The organism is Amycolatopsis orientalis, assembly GCF_000943515.2.
GTDB classification, from domain to species: Bacteria; Actinomycetota; Actinomycetes; order Mycobacteriales; family Pseudonocardiaceae; genus Amycolatopsis; species Amycolatopsis orientalis.
Genome location: NZ_CP016174.1, coordinates 4,930,303 through 4,955,221, shown reverse-complemented (window position 1 = coordinate 4,955,221; position 24,919 = coordinate 4,930,303). Strand labels below are relative to the sequence as shown.

Here is a 24,919-nt window from a genome sequence, read left to right as displayed (position 1 = left end):
TTGTCCCGTGACGAATCTTGCGACGAATACGGAAAGCCTGGCCTCCGCGGAGGTGCGCGACGAGGCCGTCGCCGCCGCGCGGGCCGCGGCCGTGGCTTCGGGCGTCGAAATCCGCGAACTCACCGAAATCGCCGAACTGGCCGCGGTGGTCGACCTGTTCGAGTCGATCTGGAAGTCCGCGCCCGGCGCGCGGCCGGTGAGCACGGAACTGCTCCGGGCGATGTCCACGGCCGGGAACTACGTCGCGGGCGCGTTCGAAAACGGCGAGCTGCTGGGGGCCTGTTTCGGTTTCTTCGGGAACCCGGGGAAGGCGAGCCTGCACAGCCATATCGCCGGGGTCGCCCACGCCGGCGCGGGCCGGGGGATCGGTCACGCGCTGAAACTGCATCAACGCGGCTGGGCACTGCACCAGGAAGTCTCCATGATCACCTGGACCTTCGACCCGCTGGTGCGCCGCAACGCCTATTTCAACCTGGGGAAGCTCGGCGCGCATCCGATCGGGTACCTGCCCGACTTCTACGGTCCGATGGAGGACAGCATCAACGGCTCGGGTGACACCGACCGGCTGATGGTCGGCTGGGATCTGACGAGCCCCGCCGTCCGGGCCGCCGCCTTCGGTGAACCTGTCCTGATCGACGCGGGAGCGCTGGACGCGGCGAAGGCGCTTTCGGTCGACGCCGACGGCGGCCCGCTCATCGGGCGCGCCGACACCCCGACCGTGCTCGTCGGCGTCCCGTCCGACGTCGAACGGTTACGCCGCACCGATCCCGGTCGCGGCAACGCGTGGCGGGTCGCCCTGCGTGAAGTCCTCGGTGGACTGATGGCGGACAACGCCCACGTCACCGGTTTCGATCGTGCCGGCTGGTACGTGATCTCGAAGGAGCAGTCGTGAAACTCAGCGGTGTGGAACTGCGCCGGGTCCGGATGCCGCTCGTGGCCCCGTTCCGGACGTCGTTCGGGACGCAGGCCGAACGGGAACTCCTGCTCGTCCGGGCGGTGACGCCGTCGGGCGAGGGCTGGGGCGAATGCGTCGCGATGGAGGCGCCGCTCTACTCGTCGGAGTACAACGACGCGGCCGAGCACGTGCTCCGGAACCACCTCATCCCGGAGCTGCTGCGGGCCGGTGACCTCACCGCGCACAAGGTGACGCCGTTGCTGGCGAAGTACAAGGGACACCGGATGGCGAAGGCCGCGCTGGAGATGGCCGTCCTCGACGCCGAACTCCGGGCGCACGACCGGTCCTTCGCCGCCGAGCTCGGGTCCACTCGCGACTTCGTGGCCTGTGGGGTCTCGGTCGGCATCATGGACTCGATCCCGCAGCTGCTCGACGTCGTCGGCGGGGACCTCGACGAGGGGGACGTCCGGATCAAGCTGAAGATCGAGCCCGGCTGGGACGTCGAGCCGGTCCGGCGGGTGCGGGAGCGCTTCGGCGACGACGTGCTGCTCCAGGTCGACGCGAACACCGCGTACACCCTCGGCGACGCACCGCTGCTGGCCAGGCTGGACCCGTTCGACCTCCTGCTGATCGAGCAGCCGCTCGAAGAGGAGGACGTCCTCGGGCACGCCGAGCTGGCGCGGCGGATCCGGACACCGATCTGCCTCGACGAGTCGATCGTGTCCGCCAGGGCCGCCGCCGACGCGATCAAGCTCGGGGCCTGCCAGATCGTCAACATCAAACCGGGCCGCGTCGGTGGCTACCTCGAAGCCCGCCGGGTGCACGACGTCTGCGCGGCACACGGGGTCGCGGTGTGGTGCGGCGGGATGATCGAGACCGGACTGGGCCGGGCGGCCAACGTCGCGCTCGCCTCGCTGCCGGGCTTCACCCTCCCCGGCGACACCTCGGCGTCCGGCCGGTTCTACCGCACGGACATCACCGAACCGTTCGTGCTCCAGTCCGGGCAGCTGCCGGTGCCGACCGGCCCGGGGCTCGGTGTGACTCCGATTCCCGGCCTGCTGGACGAGGTCACGAAGGCGAAAGCGTGGATCGGTTCGTAGCCAACCACGAATTCCGGGGTTAGATTTGGTCGGATCGAACCACTCGGTTCGGTCAGGCCGGGTTTAACTTCGGGGGGTGCTGACACCGGTGCCCAGTAAGCCGCACACGAGTTTGGGGCGCGTCCTCGAAGACCTCGGGGACGTGCTCCTGGAACCGGTCGTCCTCGGCCGGACCACCCGCAAGCAGCTCGGCGGGGTGGTGATCCACGATCCGCACGACGAGTCGGAATTTCCCGCCTCCGCCGTCGTGCTCGGCGTCGGGGTGCGGGTGCACGACGAGGTCGTCCGCCTCTTGCACGACGTGGGTGCGAGAGGCGCGGCGGCGCTCGTCGTCCGGTCTCCCGTCACCCCGACGCCGGAACTCCGGCGCGCCGCGGATTCGTCCGGGGTCGCCCTCCTCGGCCTGGCGAGCGGCGCTTCGTGGGCCCAGCTCGCCGCGATGCTCAGGACGTTGCTCGCCGAAGGGGACGTCGGTGACGTGTCGCCGCAGACGCTCGGCGGAATGCCGTCGGGTGATCTGTTCGCGCTGGCCAACGCGATCGCCGCGCTGCTCGACGCGCCGGTGACCATCGAGGACCGCAACTCCCGGGTCCTCGCGTTCTCCGGGCGTCAGGACGAGGCGGACCCGTCCCGGGTGGAGACGATCCTCGGCCGCCAGGTGCCGGAGCGGTTCACCCGCAACCTGGAACGGGACGGCATCTTCGAGAAGTTGTACCGCGACCACACGCCGGTGTACGTCGACCCGCAGCGGTACGACGCGCACGAGATCGTGATCCCCCGCGTGGCGCTCGCGGTCCGCGCCGGCGACGAGGTCCTCGGGTCGATCTGGGCGGCGGTCCGGAAGCCGCTCAGCGAGGAACGGACCCAGGCGCTGATCGACGCCGCCAAACTCGTCGCGCTGCACATGCTCCGGCTGCGTGCCGGTGCCGACGTCGAGCGACGGCTGCGCGCGGATCTGGTGAGCACGGCGCTCGAAGGGGGCGCGGGCGCCCCGGAGGCCATCGCCCGGCTCGGTCTGCTGGGCCAGCCGTCGATCGTGCTCGCGATGGGCCTGCTCGGCGCGCCCGAGCCCGACGACGATCTCCGCCTGGTCGCGGACCGCCAGCGCGTCGCCGACGCGCTGGCCATGCACCTCAGCGCCGTCCAGCCGCGGTCGGCCGTCGCCCTCGTCGGTGACGTCGCCTACGGCATCGTCCCGATGCCGGGCGGGCACGCCGACTGGCAGGAGCGCTCGCTGCGGGTCGCGTCGACCTTCCTGGAGCGCACCGGGCGCCGGGCGGCGGCCGCGATCGGCATCGGCCCGCTCGCGCTCGACGGGTCCGGCCTGCGTTCCTCGCGCGACGGCGCCGACCGGGCGTTGCGTGTGCTGCTCACCAACGGCGGGCCGAAACGGGTCGCGACCGCGGAGGACGTCCACGTCGACGCGCTCATGCTGGAACTGGCCGATCTCGCCGCGGCCAGGGGCGACGTCGCGACGGGACCCGTCGCGCGGTTGCTCGCCTACGACGACCGGCATCAGTCCCAGCTGGTGCACACCCTGCGCTGCTGGCTGGACGCCTTCGGGGACATCGGTGCCGCGTCCGCCGCGGCCTACGTCCACCCGAACACCTTCCGTTACCGGCTGCGGCGGCTCGCCGAAGTCGGCGAGATCGACCTCGACGACTCGGGGGAGCGGTTCGCCGCCATGCTGCAACTACGGCTGCTGCCCCGCGACGCGCGGACCGGGCCGCCCACCGCCGAAGAGTCCTGACCGCCGGCCGGGTTGGTCATCCCGGCCGGAAAGACCGCCGGATGTTCGTGTGAACGCACGAACTCTGCCCGGCACCCGCTGTTCAAAATGAGTGATCGGCGCCACGGCCGCGCCGTTCTTCTTCTCTCCCAACGTTTTCGGCGGAGGCGTCATGGTGGCAGTGGTCAAAGAGGACACCTGGACAGCGCGGCGGATCAACCGGACGGCGGTCATCACCATGGTGGTGATGGTGTTCGCCTGGTCGGTCGACTACATCGACCGGTTCTCCATCGGGATGGCGCTGCCGATGATCGGCGCCGAGTTCGAGCTCAGCAAAACCCAGCAGGGCTGGCTCGTGACCGTGTTCGCCCTGGTCTACATGGTCTGCCAGATTCCGGCGGGCTTCCTCGCCGACCGGTACGGCTCGCGCGGTCCGATGCTGGTGACCCTGCTGCTCTGGTCGGCGTTCACCGCGATGACCGGGATGGCGGGCACCTTCGGGATGCTGCTCGTCGTCCGCGGCCTTTTCGGCGTATGCCAAGGACTTTTCCCGGCCGCGTCGTTCAAGGCCATCGCGGAACGGACGACTCCGGGCAACCGGGCGACGGTCACCGGCGTGATGCTGTCCGCGGGCGGGATCGGCGCGGGACTCGCGCCGCTGATCGTCGGGCCGTTGCTGATGGCCCTCGGCTGGCGCCACACGTTCTTCTGGATGGCGGGGATCGGCGCGATCATCGGCGTCGTGGTCTGGGCGATCCTGCCGAAGGCACTGCCGGAGTCGCTCAGCAGCCTTCCCCGTGCCGACGCGAAAACCCCCGAGGTCTCCCGCAAGCAGGTGCTGAAGTCCCCGGTGATCTGGAAGTTCACCCTGCTGTTCTGCGTCACGAACATGCTCAATTACGGGATGATCACCTGGGTGCCCAGCTACCTGCTGGAGTCGAGGGGCCTGACGCTCGGCCAGACCGGCGTGCTGGCCGCGATCCCGATGCTCGTCAGCATCGGTACGACCATCCTCGGCGGCTGGCTGTTCGACCGGTACTTCCACGACCACGGCCGTTGGTACCTCGGCTCGATCGCGCTGGTGACCGTGGTGCTGCTGACGCTGATGGTCAACGCGGACAGCACGGCGGAGTTCACCCTCTACGAAACGCTCGCCCTCGCGGTGTTCGGGATGGCGACGATGGCCGTCTTCGGCCTTCCGCTGCGGGTCCTCCCGACCGCGGTCACCGGGATCGGCATGGGCGTGATGAACTTCGGCGGCCAGGTGGCGGGCGCGGTCGCCCCGGTGGCGATGGGCTGGCTCGCCGACACCTTCTCCTACACCGCCGCGTTCGGCTTCCTCATCGGCACCACGCTGATCACCGCCGTGATGGCGTTCTGGGTACCGCAGACGCCCGCGCAGTTCACCTTCTCCCCGGCGAGCCCGAAGACCTCGTGAGTGGTGATGGCGGTTCCAACCGTCATCACCACTCACGAGACTCAGCAGACAGGAGTTCCATGCCCACCGCGTCCGAAGTCATCGAAACGATCAACGCCCGCGCCAAGGAGGTCGGTGTCCGGGTCCGGTTGCACGCGGCCGAAATCGACGGCACGCGACGGATCGGCATCGACGAGCACACGCCGGTCGTCACGGCGTCGGTGTTCAAGGTGCCCGTTGCGCTGGAGCTGGCGAAGCAGGCCGCCGAAGGGGTGCTCGATCTCGGCGAGCCGGTCACGGTCCCGCCGGGGCATCCCACGCCGAGCCCGTACGGCCTGGCGACCTTCCGGCACGAGGTGACGATGTCCTGGCACGATCTCGCGATCCTGATGATCGGGATCAGTGACAACGTCGCCACGGACCTGATTCTCGACCGCGTCGGGAAAGAAGCGACCGGAGAAACCTTGCGGCGACTCGGTTTCGAGCACACCACCGTGTCGCAGGACTGCGGTGAAACTCTCAGCAGCATCGGTGAGGACCTCGGAATTTCTTACGAGGACGACGAAAGGCTGCTGACGGAGCTTCCGTTGGAAAAGCTCACCGCGTTGCGCGCGCTGCAACCGGCGCAGACCTGCGCCACGACGGCCGAGGAGATCACCCGGCTGCTCGGCCTGATCTGGCGTGACGAAGCGGCGTCGCCCACGGCGTGCGCGGACGTCCGGCGCTGGCTGGAACTCCAGGTGTGGCCGCATCGGCTGCGGTCGGGGTTCCCGGACGACGGGATCCGCGTCAGCGGCAAGACCGGGACCCTGCCGACGGTGCGCAACGAGGTCGGTGTCGTCGAGTACCCGGATGGGGGCCGTTACGCGGTAGGGATTTTCACCGACGCCGTCGACGGGCGGTCGAGGGTGCCGGAACGGGACGCGTTCATCGGCTTCGCCGCCGCGCGGGCGGTGGAATGGCTCAGGCTTTCCGAGGCGGCCGCCGAATGATTCGTCCGCCCGGATGAATTTTCCCGCCGCTCTCGTCGTTCCGCACGAACCGGTGACGCCCGTCACCGTCCTAGCATTCCGGGAACCGCCGGACCCCCACCCTTTCCACGGACAAGAGGTGCGCATGTCGAAACTTTCCGAAATCGATACCTGGCTCGCGGAAAACCTTCCAGGCCTCCTGGCGAAGCACCAGGTGCCCGGCGCGGCCGTCGCGGTGTTCGCGAACGGCGAGGTGATCGACCACGCGGCAGGTCTGCTGAACACCGGCACCGAGGTCGAGTCCACAGTGGACTCGGTGTTCCAGATCGGCTCGATCACCAAGGTGTGGACGACCACGCTGGCGATGCAGCTCGTCGACGAAGGCGCGCTGGAGCTCGACAAGCCTGTCCGCGAGTACCTTCCCGAGTTCGTCCTCTCCGACGACGATGCCGCTTCCCGGATCACCGTGCGGCAGCTGACCTGTCACACGTCCGGCTTCGAGGGCGACATCTTCACCGACACCGGGCAGGGCGACGACTGCGTCGCGAAGCTCGTGGCGACGCTTTCCGACGTGCCCCAGCTGTTCGGCCCGGGGGAGATGTTCTCCTACAACAACGCCGGCTACTGCGTGCTCGGGCGGATCATCGAGGTGCTGCGCGGCAAATCCTACGACGACTGCCTGCGCGACCACCTGTTCGCGCCGCTCGGGCTGACCCACGCGGCCACGGGCCCGTACGACGCCATCCGGTACCGCGCCGCGATCGGCCACGTCCAGCCGACGCCGGACGCCGACCCCGTCCCCGCGCCCGTCTGGGCGTTGACCCGCTCGAACGTCCCCGCCGGCTCGCACCTCGCGATGCGCCCGCGTGACCTGCTCACCTTCGTGCGCATGCACCTGAACGAGGGCCGGGCCGACGACGGGACGCAGGTGCTCAAGCCCGAAACGGCCCGCGCCATGTGGGAGCGGCAGGTCGAACTGCCCTACCTCGGCCTGATGGGCGGCGCGTGGGGCCTCGGCTGGATGATCTTCGACTGGGACGGCGGCCCGGTGATCGGCCACGACGGCGGCACCATCGGCCAGTCGGCGTTCCTCCGCGTGGTGCCGGGCAGCAATGTCGCGGTCGCGCTGCTGACCAACGGCGGCAAGCCGCTGCACCTCTACCTCGACATCTTCCGGAAGGTCCTCGGCGACCTGGCCGGGGTCGCAGTCCCTCCGCTGCCCGAACCCAACGCCGCGGAGGCGCCCGCCGACCCGTCCCGGTTCGTTGGCGAGTACTCCTCGCAGGTCTCGGACATCGTGGTCAGCCAGGACGAGGACGGTGGCCTGTGGCTGGAACGCACGCCGAAGGGGGCGTTCGCCGATCTCGGCAAGCCGGAGAAGAACAGGCTGCTGGGGTACCACGGCGACACCCTCGTCGCCGAAAGCGGACAGCTGGGCCTGCACATGCCGCACGCCTTCGTCGGTGACGACGGCAACGGACGGGCGCTGTTCGTCCACACGGGACGCGCGGACCGGCGGGTGCGCAGGTGACCGGAATCGGCGCCGAGATCGAGGCCGTCTTCGCGAACGCGGGTGCCCGCGGTTTCGTGCACGCGCGTGAGGTCGGCGTCGCGGGAGGCCCCGAGGTCGGCGTCAGTGCGGACGATCCGGTCGTGCTGGCCTCGGTGTTCAAGATCCCGGTGGCGGTCGCCTTCGCCCGCGAGGTCGCCGCGGGCAGGCTCGACGAGACCGAGCGGACCCGCGTCACCGCGCGGTACCGGATCGGCGGGGTCGGGACCGCCGGTTGCGCCGACGACGTCGAAATGAGCTGGCGCGACCTGGCGCATTTCATGCTGACCATGAGCGACAACGCCGCGACCGACCTGATCTACCACCGGCTCGGCCAGGACAAGATCGACCAGGTGCTCGCCGACCTCGGCCTGGTCAGGACCCGCTTGATCGGCTGCTGCGAGGACCTGTTCGCCTCGGTGATCGCCGACCTCGGCGCGAAACCGGACGACGATCTGGAAGCCGTTTTCGCCGCGGCCACCGAGGAACAGCAGTGGAAGCTCGCGGTGGTCGACCCGGAACGCACGACCTCGTCGACCCCGCGCGAGATCACCACGCTGCTCGACGCCATCTGGACCGACCGGGCGGGCGACCCGGCCGCCTGCGAACGGGTGCGGACGATCATGGCCCAGCAGATCTGGCCGCATCGGATCTCGTCCGGCTTCCCCGGGGAAGTGGCGATCGCGGCGAAGACCGGCACGCTGCCCTCGGTCCGTAACGAAGCGGGGGTGGTGACCCATGTGGACGGTCGCCGCTACGCCGTCGCGGTGTTCACCCGCGCCGAATCCCTCGCCGATCGCCTGCCCGCGGTCGATTCCGCCATCGGCGAGGCCGCCCGCCTCGCCGTCGAACACCTTCGCGCGCAGACCTTGACCCCGTAGGAGAACCCCATGAAGAAAGCCCGGCTCACCGCCGCGATCGCGAGCGTGGTGGCCTTGACCGTGAGCGCGTGCGGGGGGACGTCGCAATCCGGTGAAGACCGGACCGCGAATCAGAAACCGGTCGAAGGCAAGACCTTCACCATGGCGATCGGCACCGACCCCGGAGCGCTGGACCCGGCGATGACGGTGCTCGCGGTCGCCCTCGAAATGGGCCGTTTCCTTTACGACAGCCTGATCAATCTCGACGAGAAGGGCAAGCCGATCGCGGGTCTCGCGGAGAAATGGGAGGCCACCACGACCACGGCCTCCTTCACCCTGCGGAACGGCATCACCTGTGACGACGGCGCCCCACTGACCGCGGGCGACGTCGCCGCGAACATCAACTTCGTCGGCGACCCCGCCAACAAGTCCCCGATGTCCGGGCTGGCGGTCGCGCCGGGGACCAAGGCGACCGCGGACGACGCGGCGCGGACGATCACGCTCACGAGCGGGGCGCCGGACGCGTTCCTGCTCCGCAACATCGGCGGCCTGCCGATCGTGTGCGGCAAGGGCGTGACCGACCGGGCGGCGCTCGCCAAGGGGCGCTACGGCACCGGCATGTTCACGATGACCGAGGCCGTGCCGAACGACCACTACACCCTCACCCGGCGCAAGGACTACGCGTGGGGACCGGGCGAGTGGCAGCGCGAGCAGCCGGGCCTGCCGGAGAAGGTGGTCTACCGGGTCATCCCGAACACCACGACCGCGGCGAACCTGTTGCTGTCCGGCGAACTCAACGCCTCCCGGATCACCGGCCAGGACCAGCAACGGCTGCGTGCCCAGAAGCTGTTCCACTCCGACCAGGTCGTGCCGATGGGCGAGATCTTCTTCAACCAGGCGCCGGGCCGGGCGGGTGCCGATCAGGCCGTCCGCCGCGCCTTGGTCCAGGCCCTCGACCTCGCCCAGATCGGCAAGGTGCTCACCAGCGGCTCCGGGGCGCCCAGCCAGGGAATGGTCACCACCGAACCCAGGCCGTGCGCCGGTGATTCGGTGACAGGCAAGCTGCCGGCGTTCGACGTCGCCGCCGCCAAGGCCGCCCTCGACAAGGCGGGCTGGACGCCGGGCGCGGACGGCGTGCGGGTCAAGGACGGCAAGCGGCTCGCGCTCACCACCATCTACGGCACCCAGGTGGGCCCGACGATGGCACCTTCCGCCGAACTGATGCAGCAGTCCTGGAAGGCGATCGGCGCGGAGATCACGCTGAAGGGCCTCGACAGCCCCGGCACCAGCCAGGCGCTCTTCGGCACCGGGGACTGGGACATCTCGCTGGCCCCGGTCACGCTGCTGCTGCCGAGCCAGGCCGTCACGTTCGTCTCCGGGCCGAAACCGCCCACCGGCACGAACTTCGCGCATATCGAGAACGAGCGCTACACGGCGCAGGCCGCCCAGGCGGCACAGATGGCGGGCGATTCCGGCTGCGCGACCTGGCTCGCCGCCGAGTCGGCGCTCATCGAGCGGCTGGACGTGGTGCCGTACGTCAACTCGGTCATCCCGACCTTCGGGAGCAACGCGCGGTTCGTGATCAACTTCGGTTCGATCGAGCCGTCGTCCATCCGGATGTACAGCTGATGACGGCCGTGCTCGCCCCGACGGGGCTGCGCGGCGGTCCCTGGCTCTCGTTCGCGGTCCGTCGGCTCGGCCGGTTCGCGGTCTCGCTGTGGGTCTTGGTCACCACGGCGTTCCTGATGATCCAGCTGATCCCCGGCGATCCGGTCCGGGCGGCGCTCGGCCTGACCGCGCCGGTCGAACTGGTGAACGCGCGCCGGGCGGCCCTCGGCCTCGACGATCCACTGTGGCTGCAGTACGTCCACTACTTCGGCGGACTGTTCACCGGCGACTTCGGGACGTCGATGACCAGTGGGCAGCCGGTCGCCGAGGTGATCGGCGACCGGCTGCCCGCCACCCTGCAGCTGGCGTTGCCCGCCTTCGCGGTGGTCATCGCCGTGGCGCTCCCGCTGGGCGTGCTGTTCGCCGTGCTGACCCGGGGTGGCCGCCGCCGGGGCGGTGAGCTGGCCTTCACCTCGACGACCGTGCTGCTGGCGGCCATTCCCGAATTCCTCGTGGCGGTCGCGCTGGTCGCGTTCTTCGCGGTCCGGCTCGGCTGGTTCCCGGTGGCCGGGAGCGAAGGTGCCGGTTCGCTCGTACTCCCGGTCATCGCGCTGGCGCTCGGCCCGGCCTCGGTCCTCGCCCGCATCGTCCGGGTGGAGACGCTTTCCGTGCTGGGCAACGACTTCATCCGCACCGCACGGGCGAAACGGTTGCCTGCCCGGCTGGTCTACCTCCGGCACGCGCTGCCGAACGCGCTGACCGCGACGCTGACGATGGGCGGGCTGATGCTGACCGGGATGGTCGCCGGGACGGTGCTGGTGGAGAACGTGTTCGCCTGGCCCGGTCTCGGCTCGACCATCGCGCAGTCGATCCTGCAGAAGGACTATCCGCTGGTGCAGGGGATCGTGCTGGTCTACGGCATCGGGGTGCTGCTGGTGAATCTGACGGTGGACGTGCTGCTAGCCGTCCTCGATCCGCGTTCGACGATCCGGGAGAGCTGAGATGGTGAATCGACGCGCGAAATGGGTCGCGGCCCTGCGCACGCCGGTGGGCGCGTTCGCGGCGGCCCTGCTGGTCCTGGTGCTCGCCCTCGCGGTGCTGGCCCCGATCCTGTGGCACGGCGAGGCCTTCGAGATCGACACCAACGCGATCGGACAAGGACCTTCTGCGGAACATTGGCTGGGCACCGACGATCTCGGTCGCGACATCCTTTTCCGGGTGCTGGTGGCGACCCGGCTCTCGGTGCTCCTGGCGGTGCTCGCGACGGTGATCGGGGTGGTCACGGGGCTCGTCCTCGGCACGCTGCCCTCGTTGCTGCCGCGGCCCGCCGCCCGGCTGGTCACGGCGGCGGTGAACATCGCGGTCGCGTTCCCCGGGCTGCTGCTGGTGCTGTTCTTCTCGGTCATCTTCGGGGTCGGGACGCACGGCGCGGTGCTGGCGGTCGGTTTCGCGCTGGCACCGGCGTTCGCCCGGCTGGCACAGACGTTGTCGGCCTCCGTGGCGGGCCAGGACTTCGTGTCCGCCGCGCGGATCTCCGGGGTCGGCCGGATCCGGCTGCTGGTCCGGCACATCCTGCCCAATATCGGCGAACCGCTGGTGGTGAACGCGACCATCGGCGCCGGCTCCTCGCTGCTGGCGTTCTCCGGGCTGTCGTTCCTCGGGATCGGGGTGCAGGCACCGGAATACGACTGGGGACGGCTGCTCGGTGAAGGGCTCAACGGGATCTACGTCAATCCGGCGGCCGCGCTCGCGCCGGGGGTGGCGGTGGTACTGGCCGGGCTCGCGTTCAACCTGGTGGGGGAGACCGTCGCCGGGGTGATCGGCGTCCGGACCGGGTCGCGCAAGCTCCCCCTGCGGCCGGTCATTCCCGCCAGGGAGGAAGCCGCCGACGACCGGGACGACGCCGTCCTGGTGGTGGAGAACCTCCAGGTGGCCTTCCCGCGTCCGGCGGGCTGGACCGTGCCGGTGCGCGGGGTGAGCTTCACCGTCCGCGCGGGCGAGGCGATCGGCGTCGTCGGCGAGTCGGGCTCGGGGAAGAGCCTGACCGGCCTCGCGGTGTCACGGCTGGTCGAAGCACCGGCCGTGGTCACCGCGGACCGGCTCGACTTCGCCGGGAAACCGGTGCTGACCACACCGGAACGGGAGCTGCGCGGTCTGCTCGGCACCTCGCTGGCGATGGTGTTCCAGGACCCGATGACGTCGTTCAACCCGACCAGGCGGATCGGCCGTCAACTGGCCGAGGTGGCCGAACAGCACCAGGGACTGCCGCGCGCCAAGGCGTTCGCGCGGGCCGTGGACCGGTTGCGCGCGGTGCGGATCCCGGCCGCCGAACGGCGCGCCCGGCAGTACCCGCACGAGTTCTCCGGCGGGATGCGGCAGCGCGCGATGATCGGCATGGGCCTGATGGGCGACCCCCGGCTGATCATCGCCGACGAACCGACCACGGCGCTGGACGTCACCGTGCAACAGCAGCTCCTGCGGCTGCTGGCGCGGACCAGGACCGAACGGAACACCGCGATCATCCTGATCAGCCACGACATCGCGGTCGTTTCCCAGACCTGCGAACGCATGCTGGTCATGTACGCCGGCCGGGTCGTGGAGGATCTGCCGTCGGCGGCGACACCGCGGCATCCCTACACGCGGGCCCTGCTGGCCGCGACGCTGGACCTCGAAACCGATCGCGACGCGCCGCTCGCGGTGATCCCCGGCCGTCCGCCGGAACCGGATCGCGTGCCCACCGGCTGCGCGTTCGCCGACCGATGTCCCGCGGTGACCGACCGGTGCCGTCTCGAAGACCCGGTCCTGGAGCGGGTGACGTCCGGGCATCGCGTCGCGTGCTGGCATCCGCACGAGACGTCGTACGCCCAGCCCGCCAAGGAAAGCGTGACCGCCGGAGGTGCGGAGTGAGTGATCTCGTCTTCGACGCGGTGAGCGTGCGGTACGGCGGGAGGCGCGGTCTCACCGCGGTCGACCAGGTCGGGCTGACCGTCCCTTCCGGACAGGTCGTCGGGCTCGTCGGTGAGTCGGGCTCGGGGAAGTCGACGCTGGCGCGGGCCGCCGTCGGGCTTTCGCCGATCAGCGGTGGCCGGGTCCTGCTGGGTGGGGTCGACGTCCGGAAGCTGCCCCGCCGCCGTCCACTGCAGATGGTGTTCCAGGATCCGTATTCCTCCTTGGACCCACGGATGAGCATCGGGGAATCGATCACCGAAGCGATCCCGCGCGATGTCCTGTCCGGGCGCGCCGCGCGCCGCGACGAGGTCGCCCGGCTGCTGGAACTGGTCAACCTCGATCCGGATCGGGCCGGGCACCTGCCGGGGCAGCTCTCCGGCGGGCAGCGGCAGCGGGTGGCGCTCGCCAGGGCGCTGGCCGGGCGGCCGGAGGTGCTGATCGCGGACGAGATCACCTCCGCGCTCGACGTCTCGGTACAGGGGGCGGTGCTCAACCTGGTCCGCGAGGTGCAGCAACGGCTCGGGCTGTCGATGCTGTTCATCTCGCACAACCTCGCCGTCGTGCGCTATCTCAGCGACATCGTCGCCGTGATGTACCTCGGCCGCATCGTCGAAGCGGGCCCGGCGGAACAGGTGCTCACCGATCCCCAGCATCCCTACACCCGTGACCTGCTCGCCGCGGCGCCGTCCGCGCACACCTCCCTGTTCGACACCGGGACGGACGCGGCGACCGCCGACACCGAACCCGCCGACCCGCACCACCCGCCACCCGGGTGCCGCTACCACACGCGATGTCCGATCGGCCCGCTCGCGCGCGCCGATCGCGAACTCTGCCTCGAGGCGGATCCCGCCGTGGACGCGGCACGACGACGTCATTCGGCGGCCTGCCATTTCAGCGAGAACGAAAGCCACCGCAGCCACCAGCCCGCGATTTCCAGAGGAGCAACCGCACCATGACCCGACGTCTCGGTCTCGACGACCTGTACGAAATCGCCGCACCCAGCCAGCCTTCGCTGTCCCCGGACGGCGAACGGATCGTGTACGTCGTGCGCACCGCGGACCGTGAAGAGGACCGGAACGTGGCCACGCTGTGGGAGGTCGGCACCACCACCGGCGAAGCCCGGCAGCTCACGCGCGGAACGGCCGACCTGGCGCCGAGCTGGGCGCCGGACGGTGCGCGGATCGCGTTCCTGCGGGCCGAGGACGGTCCGCCGCAGGTGTGGTTCCTGCCCGCGTCGGGCGGGGAGGCCGAACGGATCACCGGACTTCCGCTCGGGGCGGGCGCGCCGGTGTGGAGCCCGGACGGTGGCCGGATCGCGTTCTCGGCCGCGGTCGACCTCGCGGGCGGCGAATCCGCGCCGAACGCGCCGGTGGTCGCGGATCGCCTGGACTTCAAGGCCGACGGCGCCGGGCTGATCAAGACGATCCGCAAGCACCTGCACGTCCTCGACGTCGCCACGAAGGAGGTCCGGCAGGTCACCTTCGGCGATTGGCACGCCGGCGACCCGGCGTGGTCGCCCGACGGCACGCATCTGGCGTTCTCCGCCGGACGGGACGCCGACGCGGATCTGACTTTCCGTTCCGGGGCCTACGTTCTCGACGTGTCACTGAAGACCTCGGAGCCGCGGCTGGTCGGTTCCGGTGACGGCATGGCGGGCCCGGTCGGCTGGACCGCCGACGGCCGCGCGCTGCTGGTGGTCGGCAGGCGCGACACCGAGGTCGGCCACCTCGGCCTGCTGCGGGTCGCGCTCGACGGCGGGGAACCGCTCGACCTGACCGCTTCCCTCGACCGCAACGTGATGTCCGGCGGCGGCGGTTATCCGGGTGCCACCCCGAAGCTGACCGCGGACGGTCGCTCCGTCCTGTTCGGACTCCGTGACCGCGGCTGCACCCATCTGTACAAAGTGGACATCGACGGGGGTAATCCGCGGGCGGTCGTCGCGGGGGCCGATCGTGTCGTGTCCGGAATGGACATCGCGGGTGACCGGGTGGTGGTCGTCCTCGCCACGAACACGTCGTTCGGGGAGATCGTCGTCGTCGATCCGGCCACCGGTGCCCTCGACGTGCGCACCCGGCACGGCGCCCCGTTCGCCGACGTCGAGTTCTTTCCCCACGAGGAGCGGGAATTCACCATCGGCGACGGCACCGTCGTCCACGGCTGGCTGCTGCGTGACCCGGACAGCGTCGGCGCCGCACCGCTGCTGCTCGACATCCACGGCGGTCCGCACAACGCCTGGAACGGCGCGGCCGACTCGATCCACCTCTACCATCAGGCACTCGCCGCGCGTGGCTGGGCGGTGCTGCTGCTCAACCCGCGCGGCAGCGACGGCTACGGCGAGGACTTCTTCACCGGCGCCGTCGGTGGCTGGGGTGTCGCCGATGCCCGCGACTTCCTCGAACCGCTGAACCAGCTGGTCGCGGAAGGCATCGCCGACGCGGACCGGCTCGCCGTCGCGGGCTACAGCTATGGCGGGTTCATGACCTGCTACCTGACCAGCCGTGACGACCGCTTCGCCGCCGCCGTCGCCGGGGGCGTGGTCAGCGATCTGACCAGCATGGAGGGCACCTCCGACGCCGGGCACTACCTGGCCGTCCGCGAACTCGGCGGCTCGCCCGGCGAGGCGGGCCGCGAGCGGTTCTCGCCGTTCGCCCAGGTCGGGCGGGTACGGACACCGACTCTGGTCATCCAAGGCGCGGAGGACGAGCGCTGCCCGGTCGGCCAGGCCGAGCAGTGGTTCGGTGCTTTGCGTGCGCGCGGTGTCCCGGCCCGGCTGGTGCTGTACCCGGGTGCCTCGCATCTGTTCATCTTGGACGGTCCGCCTTCGCAGCGCCTCGACTTCAACCGCCGCGTCTTCGAATGGGTCGAGCAGTACGCGGCGCCGGCGGACGGGGTGTCGCGGGTCCCGATCGACGCGGCGCACTGGCGGCGGCGCCTGGCCGAACTGGCGCGCAAGTACCGCGTCCCCGGCGCGGCGCTGGGCATCACGCGGGTCGGCGATGACGCGGAGGCGCACGTCACCTACGGCGTGCTGAACACCGCGACCGGCGTCGAGGTCACCGAGGACTCGGTGTTCCAGATCGGCTCGGTGTCGAAGGTGTGGACCGCGACCGTGGTGATGCAACTGGTCGACGACGGGCTCCTCGACCTGGACGCGCCGATCTCCGACGTCGTCCCCGAACTGCGGCTGACCGATCCGGACGTCGCGAAGCAGGTGACCATGCGGCATCTGCTGACGCACACCAGCGGGATCGACGGCGACGTCTTCACCGACACCGGCCGCGGCGACGACTGCCTCGAACGCTACGTCGAAATCCTCGACCAGGCCGGGCAGAACCATCCGCTCGGGGCGACGTTCTCCTACTGCAACTCGGGTTTCGTGCTCATGGGCCGGGTGATCGAGAAGCTCACGGGGCTGACCTGGGACGCCGCGATGCGGGAGAAGCTGTTCGCCCCGCTCGGTCTCACGCATACCGTGACCCTGCCCGAGGAAGCACTGATGTTCCGCGCGGCCGTCGGTCACGTCGCCGATACAGACGAAGAACCGAAGCCCGCCCCCATCTGGGGCCTGCCCCGCAACATGGGCCCCGCCGGGCTGATCACCGGCACGACCAAGGACGTGCTCCGGTTCGCCCGGCTGCACCTGACCGGCGGCCTCACCTCGTCGGGGGAGCGGATCCTGACGACGGCGTCCGCCACCGCCATGGCCGAGAAACAGACCGACATCCCCGACAAGCACTCACTCGGTGACTCATGGGGGCTCGGCTGGATCCGTGACGAGTGGAGCGGGCGGCGGGTCATCGGCCACGACGGCAACACGATCGGGCAGTCGGCGTTCCTGCGGCTGCTGCCCGATCAAGGACTCGCCGTCACCCTGCTCACCAACGGCGGCAACACCCGCGACCTGTACGTGGAGCTGTACCGCGAGATCTTCGCCGAGCTGGCGGACGTGGCGATGCCGCGGCCGCTGGAGCCGCCCGCGACTCCGGTCACCGTCGACGGTTCGAGGCACGTCGGCGTCTACGAGCGGGCCGGGGTGCTGATGGAGGTTTTCGCCGAAGGAGACGGAATCCGGCTCCGGCAGACCGCCACGGGTCCGCTGGCCGAACTCATGCCGGAGAAGACGATGGAGTTCGACCTGGTCCCGGTGACGGATTCGCTTTTCGTCTGCCGTGAGCCGGGGGCGCGGACGTGGATGCCGGTCACCTTCTACACGTTGCCGACCGGTGAGCCGTACATGCACTACGGCGTACGCGCGACGCCGAAGGTGTCCAACGGCTGATCGGCTGGCTGACATCGTGTGTGGAGGATTTGGGACGGTGAACGTCCTGAATCCTCCACGCTCGGTCTCGGTGACGAGGAATTCGGGCGCGACGGGCACGATCCGGCCTGACAGAACCGTCGGCTCAGGCTTTGCGTCGCGCCACAGCGCGGAGGATCAAGAGCACGATGCAGATGATCGCGACGGCGCCCGCGATCATCCGGAGGGTGTAGTCCATCCCCGCGAACTGGCCGATCGCGTTGGCGGCCGCACTGACGAGTAGGACGAGCCAGAGGGAGGTGGTGACCAGTACGCCGCTTGCCTTTGTGGTGTCGTTCATGGGAAAGACGTTAGAGATCGGCGCGGTGGCGAAACAGGGGAATGACCCCCGTCCACGAGGTGGTGCTGGCGCTACCCCCGCGGCCCACCGCATCCAGAGGACTGAACGCGATCAGTTCTTCCCGCTCAAGTAGGCCAGCACGGCCAGCACCCGCCGGTGCCCACTGTCCTCCGGCAACCCGAGCTTCGCGAAGATGTTCCGGATGTGCTTGTGCACCGCCCCGTCGCTCACCACCAGAAGCTCCGCGATGGTCGTGTTGTTGTACCCCTCGGCCATCAGCCCGAGCACCTCGCGCTCCCGCGCGGTCAGCGCTTCGAGCGGGTCGGTCGCCCGGCGATGCGCCATCAGCTGGGTGATCACCTCGGGGTCCATGGCCGTGCCGCCCTTGACGACCCGGTCCAGCGCGTCGAGAAACTTCTCGACCTTGCCGACCCGCTCCTTGAGCAGGTATCCGACGGCGCCCTTGCCGTCGGCGAGGAGTTCGGCCGCGTAGCCGGTTTCGACGTGGGCGGACAGCACCAGCACGGGCAGTCCGGGGTGCATCTTCCGGGCCTTGACGGCGGCACGGAGGCCTTCGTCGGTATGCGTCGGCGGTAGCCGGACATCGGTGATCACCGCGTCGGGCCGGTCCTTGGCGACCAGTTCGAGAAACTCGTCCACATCGTCCATCGCCGCGATGACGTCGATGCCCGAGGTGTTCAGCAGCAGGACCAGACCTTCGCGCAGCAGCGCGTCGTCCTCGACGATCACGACCCGCATGGCAACTCCACTTTCACTACGGTCGGCCCACCGGCCGGGCTGGACAACTTCACGGTCCCGTCGAAGGCTTCGGCGCGTTTGCGGATCCCGGACAGGCCGCTGCCACCGGCTTCGTCGGCACCGCCGTGGCCGTCGTCGCGGATCTCGATGAGCAGGGTGTCGGCGGTACCGTCGAGCGTGACCCAGGCGTGCTCGGCGCCAGAATGCTTGGTGATGTTGGTCAGCATCTCGGCGACGACGAAGTACGCGGCGGCCTCGACGGCGGCGGGACGGCGGCCGGCGCTGCGAACGTCCACAGTGCACGGAACGGGGCAGCGGTCGGCGAGCGCGGTGACGGCGCCGTCGAGACCCCGGTCGGTCAGCAGGGGCGGATAGATGCTCCGTACGACGGTCCGCAGTTCGGCCAGCGCGCCGGTCGCCGTGTCCTGCGCCTTGCCCAGCAGCTCCCGGGCCTTTTCCGGGTTCTTCTCGAAGAGCGAGTCGGCGATCCCCAGCTGCAGCACCACGGCGGCGATCCTCGCCTGCGTCCCGTCGTGCAGATCGCGTTCGAGACGGCGGAGTTCGGCACCGTGCGCCTCCAGCGCGGCGGCGCGGGACGCGGCCAGTTCGACGACGCGGTCGGTCAGCACCACCCCGGGCGCGGGCGCGAGCAGCTTCCGGGCGATGACGGCCTGCCACCGCGCCAGCCTGGGGTACAGGAAGATCAGCGCGATCATGCCGACACCGGTCACCGCGCTGAGCCCGGCCATCGGCCAGGACGTCACCATGAAACCGAGCGAGCTTTGCACCCCACCGGGCACGGCCGGCCAGATGAACGCCGTGACGACCTGCCGGATGCCGCCGAGCGGGAAAGCGATGGCGAAGATGCCGATGATGAAACCGGTGGCGGCGTGGAAGACGAGCCAGGTCAGATCCCGCCGCGACGCCGGATCGGTCACCGGGTTCCCGGAGCGGTACGGCTCCGGTATCGGCTCGTCCAGCAGGCGGGCGGCGCGACGGCGTTCGAAGTTGACCGGATACCTGATCAGCTTGAGCGCGTGCGGCACCGCCGGGATCCCGACCCCGAACGGGCACATCAGCAGCACGAACAGCATGCCGACGAGGACGAACCAGGAGAGCATCGAAGTGGCCGCGCCGATGGCCAGGAACCGGATCGCGGACCAACAGGACCGCAGCCGGGTGATCACCCCATGAGTGTCCCATCCGGACTCCGGCGGCCACTCCTCGGCGTCTGCTCAGTCCCTGGCTCGCCTGGTGAAACCCCAGATCCCGACGGCGCCGAACACGAGGATCGACAGCAGCAGGCACAGTACGTCGATTCCTGCCGGGATTGACGGGATCCGGGAGACCGACAGATGCGCCCGCATGCCCTCGCTGAGATAGGTCAACGGGTTGAGCGCGCACACCACCTGGTACCAGCGCATCCCGCCCAGCCCGTGCCATGGGAACTGGGTGGAACCGGTGAACATCACCGGCGTGAGGACCACCGCGAAGGCGAGTTGGATCCGGCTCGGCGAAACCAGTGTCCCCATCACGAGGCCGAGGGAGGCCCCGCTCAGGCAGCCGAGGGCGAGCAACCCGATCGTGAGCGGCCAGGCCGCGAGGTTCCAGCTCACCCCGTCGAGCATGAGCAGGCCGATGGGGATCATCACCACGGCCGCCACGAGGCCGCGAAGCGCGCCGAACACGATCTTCCCGATCGCCACCAGCGCGACCGGTGCCGGTGCCAGCAGCCGGTCGTCGATCTCCCTCGTCCAGGAGAAGTCGACGACCAGCGGGGACGCGGTGCCCTGGATCGCGGTCAGGAATCCCGAGAGCGCGACGATCCCCGGCAGGAGGACCTGGGCGAAGCCGGGCGCCACGAATCCCATGGCGGTCAGCACATGGCCGAAGATGAACAACATGAAGAACGGCTGGATGAGCACCTGTGCGGCGAAGGAGCCGAGCTGCCGTCCGGTGACGATGACGTCACGCAGAAGCATCATCGCGAAGGTGTGCAGCGCGCCCGTCACGACTTCGAGCCGTCCGATCGACACCGCCGGGAGGTCGGCCCGGGCTCGCGCCGGGGCGAGTGTTCGTGTCATCGGAGATCCCGTCCGGTCATGCGGATGAAGACGTCTTCGAGGCTGACCTTGCCGATCCCGAACTCCTGGACCGCGCCGCCGGCCCGGGCGATCACGTCCAGTGCGGGCGGCAAGAGTTCGCCGGGCTCGCGATCGGCGGAAACCCGCAGCCGGACCAGGCCGGCCTTGCGCTCGGCGAGCTCGACCTCGCGCACCCCCGGCAGCGCGGCCAGCGCGGCCACCACCGGGCCGGTGTCGCCGCCGAACCGCACGGCCAGATCGAGGGTCCGGCTGACCGGCAGCGACCGGGTCAGTTCTTCCGGGGTGTCGATGGTGAGCATCCGGCCGTGGTCGACGATGCCGATCCGGTCGCAGAGCTTCGCGGCCTCGTCCATGTCGTGGGTGGTGAGCAGGACCGTCGTGCCCCGCGCCCGCAGCTCCCTGATCCGCTCGTGCACGAACAGCCTGGCCTGCGGATCGAGTCCGGTCGACGGCTCGTCGAGGAACAGCACCCTCGGGTGGTGCATCAGCGCACGGGCGATCATGATCCGCTGCGCCTGCCCGCCCGAGAGGTGGTCCAGCCGCTTGCCCGCCACCCCGGTCAGCCCCATCACGTCCAGCAGTTCGACGGCGCGCCGGTTGCGTTCCGCGCGTGGCACCCGGTGGTACCTGGCGTGGAACAGCAGGTTCTGCCGCACCGTCAGCGACCGGTCGAGGGTGTTGCGCTGCGACACCGCCGCGAACAGCCGGCACGCCGAACTCGGCGACCGGACGACGTCGACGCCGTGGAGCAGTACCGTCCCCGCGGTCGGGCGGATCCGGGTGGTCAGCACCCCGATCGTGGTGGTCTTGCCCGCCCCGTTGGGGCCGAGCAGACCGAAGACCTCGCCCGGCGGTACACGGAAATCGAGTCCGTCCACCGCGGGAGCCGGATCGCTTCGGCGGTAGCGTTTGACCAGTCCGGTGACGGCCAGCGCGGCGTGTTCAGGCGCGTCCACTGACATGGCGTTCCCTTCCGTCCGTCAAGGCGGCCGCGATCAGATGGGCGACATAGGCCTCGTCCACGGTGTGCACGCCGAGGCGGTTGTTCGTCATGTGCAGGTACGACCACAGCAGGGAGACGGAACCGCCGGCGCGCTCACGCAGCTCACGGCAGTGCTCCGACCACTCTGTCCACTGTGGACCTGATCGGATCAGGCGGCGGAGCTGCTCGGCCGAGTGATCGTAGGTGGCGTCGTACATTTCGTGCAGGCGTTCCCGTGACGACGGTGGCTCCCACGAATCCCGGTACCGGACCAAGAACTCAGCCAGCTCCGTGGTGTCGCTCAGGAACGCGGTGCACAGGATCGCGCTCATCCGCACCGAGAGTCCGAGCCTGGCCGACTTCGTCGGGTGCCGGTCAAGCACTTCGAGCACCGCGTCACTGGAGCGCTCGAAATGCCATTCCGCCAGTTCCACGCCGTCCACACCGCCGTAGCGGTCGTACTCCGGGACGTATTCCGCCGGATAGCAGCGGTTCGTGGCGCGCTCCGGCATCCCGGCCGCACCGTAGGCGAGCTCCCAGGCGGCCTCGCCGTATTCGGCGACGAACATCGCCCGCCTGGCCTCCTGGCTCGGCAGCTCGGCGGAAAGGCCTTTCACGGACGGGTTCCGGCCGAGGTATCGGCTCAACCAGCGAGTGCTCAGCCGCCGTACCGTCTCGGTGTCCCCGGCGGCGGGCCGCAACCGGAGGCGGACGTGACTGCCCTCCACCCAATACCGGATGAAGAACCAGCCGACGATGAGCCGTCGCAGCCGTAGCCGCCGCACCAGCGGGGCCACGGCTTCCCGCAGCAGCGCGTCGGGGCTGCCCGGGTAGTGCAGGTGCAGGGCGAGCCAGGGGTCAGCGGTATTCGGCGTTGGCACGGTTCTCCCTCCCGAGCAGGAAACAGACCAACGCGCGCTCGCCGGTGCCGGTGAAGCCCAGCGCCTCGTCGACCACCAGGTGATCGAGGCTGAGGATGGCGCCGCAGCCCAGCCTGACCGCGGCGGCGGCCAGGTAACACGACTGCACGACCTGGCCGGCCGCGGCGTTGAGGATCCGGTGTCCACGCGGGCCGAACCGGTCGACGAGGTCGTCAAGGTCGCCGGAGACCACCAGCACCGCCGCGGCCTGCTGCAGGCTGTAGTTCGGGGTCCGCCTGGTGATCGCGGCGAGGGTTTCCCGCCACCGCTCCGCCGACGGGGCCGGCCCGGCCGCACGCAGGCCGCCGCCGGGCCCGTCGTACCGGTATCCGCCGGGTGCCAGTCCGTCGACGTGGGTGACCAGCACCGAAAGGTTCGTCCACCCGCCCGCGCCCTCGGCACGGAGGTCGTCGGCGTGCAGCCGGGTGCGGTGCACGAGGTCGAGCACCTCGTCCAGTTCGGTCCGTCGCACCGGCTGCTCGGTGGTCAGCCCGCCGAAACTGGACCGGCGACGGTCCATCAGCGCGTCCGCCGAGTCGCCGGAAGACCGTCCGGACGTGTCCGGTGCCGACTCGAGCCGGGCCGGATCGGGGCGTGGCTGTCCGGAGAGCAGCGTGGTGCGGTGTACTGCCTGAGTCCAGGAAAAGCGTTGCACGGTGAGGGAGATCTCCACCGGTTCGGCGGGTGGCAGCGAGGGGACCGGGTCCGGTGCCTTCCCGCTACCGGACCGCCATGGCAGCGGGATCACGGCCAGTACGGCCTCGTCCTCGACGTCCAGTCCCAGTACGGAACCGATCGCCTCGTCGTCGAACCACAGCAGCTGCCTCAGCGGTACGTCGATCCCGTCCGCCAGCGCGCCGATCGTGCCGAGCAGCACCCCGACGTCGAGGGTGCCGACCTGGTAGGCGAAGTTGGCGTATTTGAAGGCGTTGTTCCAGAACCGCAGCGTGATCACCAGGAACTGGTCGGTGCGGTCCGCGTCCGGATGCCGGACCGCGGCACGGATCGCCTCGGTCCGGTCGCCGGTCCTGATGTGGTCGAAGGCGTGCTGCGCGGTCGAATAGTGGTGTACCCCCGGCGCCACCGCGCCGTTCGGACCCGCCACCAGGTAGAGCCGCAGGGGATAGAGGCCACCGCCGCCTGCCGCGCCGCGGTGCCAGTTCGCCAGCGGGTAGCGGCTGAAGCCGGCGTTGGACTGGGCGGAGTCGAACCGCAGACGACGTCCTCGCGGACCGTAGGAGGCGCGCAGCAGCCAGGCCAGCGTGTCCAGGTCGAGCGCCCGCGTCCCGGCCCCGCGTTCACCGAACGGCCGCGCGGCGGGCGGCGGCGATTCGGGCAGTGGCCGCAGCAGGCCCCCGGTGAAGGACGGGAACAGCGCCGGACGGTCGGACCACCGCACCACCCGGTCGGTCGGCGGGAGCGGGTCGGCGATCACGGCGTGGACGGCGGCCGCGTACTCCCGGACGGTCGTCCCCCGCCGGTCGGGCACGGTCTGGAAGTCCGGCGGTCCCGGGGTGGCCGGGATCGAAGGCGGCCGCCTCGCGTCCGGGCGGCAGGCGGGACAACCGGCGGCGACCGGGTGATTGACGGCGCGTAGCGTGCGCAGGTGCTGCACGATGGCGACGTTTTCATCGTCCGAGATTCCGGTGAGCAGCCGGAACGCCTCGAACGCCAGTGTCGCGCCGAGGGACCGCGCCAGCACGGGCGTGTACCCGGCGGCCGCCGGGGCGTCGGTGGGCCCGACGGCCGCCCACGCGCAGCACAGGCCGAGCGCTTCCCCGGCTCGTACGGCGGGCCCGAGGACCACCCAATCGCCGCGGGCGGCGAGCGACAGCATGGCGCCCGTGCGGGGTCTGGCGGGCAGCGGTCCTCGGTCACCGCATGCCAGCACCAGGTCGTAGCCGTCGTCGGGACTGGCCCGCGGATCCCACCGCACCACGGAATCGGCCTCGGCACGGACGAGATCGAACTCCGGGCCGTCTTCGGCCGCGATCAGCACCGAGCCCGCGCCGTTGCGCACCAGCCCGAGCGCGGCGGCGGCCAGTGCGGGACCGGAGCCGGTGAGCAGGATCCGCGCGGCCCGGAACCTCCGGAACGCGCGAGCCGGTTCTTCGGTCAGATGCGCGAGGTAACGGATCTGGTCGAGGAATCGCGCCAGGACGTCGGGCTCCAGTTCCCCCGGGTCCAGGTCGAGGAGGAAGCCGCGCTCGAGAAGTTCGGCGAACAGAGCGCAGATCCGGTCGCGGGCGGCGATGGTCAGCCCGGCGCAGATCTCCGCCGTCGTCCGGGTGCCGTCCAGGTGACCGCGGAGCCGGTTGAGGAGACGGTAGGCGTCGTCGCCGTCGAGATGGGCCTTCTCGGGTTCGCTGGTCAGCAGCACACCCCTGGCATCACGGAGCAGCACCGTGTCCGCGCGCAGCAAGGGATGGACACCGAGCAAGGCGGACCGGCTGTCGACGAGGGTCATACGGGACTCC

At 70.2% G+C, this 24,919-nt stretch carries 19 protein-coding genes; 12 read left to right on the top strand and 7 right to left on the bottom strand.

Annotation, left to right across the window (positions count from 1 at the left end; genetic code table 11):
• Nucleotides 1–7 precede the first annotated feature (7 nt).
• From SD37_RS21680 to SD37_RS21625, 12 genes are all read left to right on the top strand, one after another.
• On the top strand, nucleotides 8–892 hold the full coding sequence (locus SD37_RS21680; RefSeq protein ID WP_044856524.1) for a hypothetical protein: 885 nt from the start codon (nucleotides 8–10) through the stop codon (nucleotides 890–892).
• Nucleotides 889–1,995 carry an o-succinylbenzoate synthase gene (gene menC / locus SD37_RS21675; protein ID WP_065912919.1) on the top strand — a complete coding sequence of 369 codons (1,107 nt, stop codon included), beginning with the start codon at nucleotides 889–891 and terminating at the stop codon, nucleotides 1,993–1,995. Before SD37_RS21680 ends, menC begins: the two co-directional genes overlap by 4 nt.
• Nucleotides 1,996–2,071: 76 nt before the next feature.
• The gene (locus SD37_RS21670; protein WP_065912918.1) at nucleotides 2,072–3,745 is read left to right on the top strand and encodes a PucR family transcriptional regulator; all 1,674 of its coding nucleotides are present in this window, start codon (nucleotides 2,072–2,074) and stop codon (nucleotides 3,743–3,745) included.
• Between the two features lie 151 nt (nucleotides 3,746–3,896).
• Entirely contained in the window at nucleotides 3,897–5,162 is a 1,266-nt protein-coding gene (locus SD37_RS21665) for an MFS transporter (RefSeq protein ID WP_044856523.1), read from the top strand.
• 59 nt (nucleotides 5,163–5,221) lie between these two features.
• A complete protein-coding gene (locus SD37_RS21660) occupies nucleotides 5,222–6,133 on the top strand; it encodes a serine hydrolase (RefSeq protein ID WP_044856441.1) in 912 nt (303 codons plus the stop codon).
• Nucleotides 6,134–6,257: 124 nt separating this feature from the next.
• Entirely contained in the window at nucleotides 6,258–7,643 is a 1,386-nt protein-coding gene (locus SD37_RS21655) for a serine hydrolase domain-containing protein (RefSeq protein WP_044856440.1), read from the top strand.
• Nucleotides 7,640–8,542 (top strand): serine hydrolase, encoded by a 903-nt coding sequence (locus SD37_RS21650; protein ID WP_044856439.1) that lies wholly within the window; start codon nucleotides 7,640–7,642, stop codon nucleotides 8,540–8,542. Before SD37_RS21655 ends, SD37_RS21650 begins: the two co-directional genes overlap by 4 nt.
• A gap of 9 nt (nucleotides 8,543–8,551) precedes the next feature.
• The gene (locus SD37_RS21645; protein ID WP_044856438.1) at nucleotides 8,552–10,150 is read left to right on the top strand and encodes an ABC transporter substrate-binding protein; all 1,599 of its coding nucleotides are present in this window, start codon (nucleotides 8,552–8,554) and stop codon (nucleotides 10,148–10,150) included.
• The gene (locus SD37_RS21640) at nucleotides 10,150–11,130 is read left to right on the top strand and encodes an ABC transporter permease (RefSeq protein ID WP_044856437.1); all 981 of its coding nucleotides are present in this window, start codon (nucleotides 10,150–10,152) and stop codon (nucleotides 11,128–11,130) included. The genes SD37_RS21645 and SD37_RS21640 overlap by 1 nt, the downstream gene beginning before the upstream one ends.
• A 1-nt stretch (nucleotide 11,131) precedes the next feature.
• Entirely contained in the window at nucleotides 11,132–13,036 is a 1,905-nt protein-coding gene (locus SD37_RS21635) for a dipeptide/oligopeptide/nickel ABC transporter permease/ATP-binding protein (RefSeq protein WP_044856436.1), read from the top strand.
• The gene (locus SD37_RS21630; protein ID WP_044856435.1) at nucleotides 13,033–14,034 is read left to right on the top strand and encodes an ABC transporter ATP-binding protein; all 1,002 of its coding nucleotides are present in this window, start codon (nucleotides 13,033–13,035) and stop codon (nucleotides 14,032–14,034) included. Before SD37_RS21635 ends, SD37_RS21630 begins: the two co-directional genes overlap by 4 nt.
• Nucleotides 14,031–17,357 carry a serine hydrolase gene (locus SD37_RS21625; protein WP_044856434.1) on the top strand — a complete coding sequence of 1,109 codons (3,327 nt, stop codon included), beginning with the start codon at nucleotides 14,031–14,033 and terminating at the stop codon, nucleotides 17,355–17,357. Before SD37_RS21630 ends, SD37_RS21625 begins: the two co-directional genes overlap by 4 nt.
• Before the next feature lie 124 nt (nucleotides 17,358–17,481).
• Here SD37_RS21625 and SD37_RS21620 read toward each other — a convergent pair whose 3' ends face one another.
• The 7 genes from SD37_RS21620 to SD37_RS21590 form a co-directional block, all read right to left on the bottom strand.
• Nucleotides 17,482–17,676, bottom strand: coding sequence for a hypothetical protein (locus SD37_RS21620; protein ID WP_044856433.1), 195 nt, complete (start codon nucleotides 17,674–17,676; stop codon nucleotides 17,482–17,484).
• 111 nt (nucleotides 17,677–17,787) lie between these two features.
• Nucleotides 17,788–18,435 carry a response regulator gene (locus SD37_RS21615; RefSeq protein ID WP_044856432.1) on the bottom strand — a complete coding sequence of 216 codons (648 nt, stop codon included), beginning with the start codon at nucleotides 18,433–18,435 and terminating at the stop codon, nucleotides 17,788–17,790.
• Nucleotides 18,423–19,622, bottom strand: a complete 1,200-nt coding sequence (locus SD37_RS21610) for a sensor histidine kinase (protein WP_044856431.1) — start codon at nucleotides 19,620–19,622, stop codon at nucleotides 18,423–18,425. The genes SD37_RS21615 and SD37_RS21610 overlap by 13 nt, the downstream gene beginning before the upstream one ends.
• 48 nt (nucleotides 19,623–19,670) lie before the next feature.
• The gene (locus tag SD37_RS21605; protein WP_083255036.1) at nucleotides 19,671–20,519 is read right to left on the bottom strand and encodes an ABC transporter permease; all 849 of its coding nucleotides are present in this window, start codon (nucleotides 20,517–20,519) and stop codon (nucleotides 19,671–19,673) included.
• Complete coding sequence (locus SD37_RS21600; protein WP_044856430.1) at nucleotides 20,516–21,502, bottom strand: ABC transporter ATP-binding protein; 987 nt, start codon at nucleotides 21,500–21,502, stop codon at nucleotides 20,516–20,518. The genes SD37_RS21605 and SD37_RS21600 overlap by 4 nt, the downstream gene beginning before the upstream one ends.
• Nucleotides 21,483–22,403 carry a thiopeptide-type bacteriocin biosynthesis protein gene (locus SD37_RS21595; RefSeq protein ID WP_044856429.1) on the bottom strand — a complete coding sequence of 307 codons (921 nt, stop codon included), beginning with the start codon at nucleotides 22,401–22,403 and terminating at the stop codon, nucleotides 21,483–21,485. The genes SD37_RS21600 and SD37_RS21595 overlap by 20 nt, the downstream gene beginning before the upstream one ends.
• Nucleotides 22,381–24,909 carry a SagB family peptide dehydrogenase gene (locus SD37_RS21590; protein WP_044856428.1) on the bottom strand — a complete coding sequence of 843 codons (2,529 nt, stop codon included), beginning with the start codon at nucleotides 24,907–24,909 and terminating at the stop codon, nucleotides 22,381–22,383. Before SD37_RS21590 ends, SD37_RS21595 begins: the two co-directional genes overlap by 23 nt.
• Nucleotides 24,910–24,919 lie beyond the last annotated feature (10 nt).

Coding starts and splice junctions, on each gene's coding strand:
- SD37_RS21635 (WP_044856436.1), top strand. CDS start 11,132: ATGGTGAATCGACGCGCGAAATGGGTCGCGGCCCTGCGCACGCCGGTG.
- SD37_RS21645 (WP_044856438.1), top strand. CDS start 8,552: ATGAAGAAAGCCCGGCTCACCGCCGCGATCGCGAGCGTGGTGGCCTTG.
- SD37_RS21640 (WP_044856437.1), top strand. CDS start 10,150: ATGACGGCCGTGCTCGCCCCGACGGGGCTGCGCGGCGGTCCCTGGCTC.
- SD37_RS21590 (WP_044856428.1), bottom strand. CDS start 24,909: ATGACCCTCGTCGACAGCCGGTCCGCCTTGCTCGGTGTCCATCCCTTG.
- SD37_RS21655 (WP_044856440.1), top strand. CDS start 6,258: ATGTCGAAACTTTCCGAAATCGATACCTGGCTCGCGGAAAACCTTCCA.
- SD37_RS21660 (WP_044856441.1), top strand. CDS start 5,222: ATGCCCACCGCGTCCGAAGTCATCGAAACGATCAACGCCCGCGCCAAG.
- SD37_RS21625 (WP_044856434.1), top strand. CDS start 14,031: ATGACCCGACGTCTCGGTCTCGACGACCTGTACGAAATCGCCGCACCC.
- SD37_RS21605 (WP_083255036.1), bottom strand. CDS start 20,519: ATGACACGAACACTCGCCCCGGCGCGAGCCCGGGCCGACCTCCCGGCG.
- SD37_RS21615 (WP_044856432.1), bottom strand. CDS start 18,435: ATGCGGGTCGTGATCGTCGAGGACGACGCGCTGCTGCGCGAAGGTCTG.
- SD37_RS21620 (WP_044856433.1), bottom strand. CDS start 17,676: ATGAACGACACCACAAAGGCAAGCGGCGTACTGGTCACCACCTCCCTC.
- SD37_RS21600 (WP_044856430.1), bottom strand. CDS start 21,502: ATGTCAGTGGACGCGCCTGAACACGCCGCGCTGGCCGTCACCGGACTG.
- SD37_RS21665 (WP_044856523.1), top strand. CDS start 3,897: ATGGTGGCAGTGGTCAAAGAGGACACCTGGACAGCGCGGCGGATCAAC.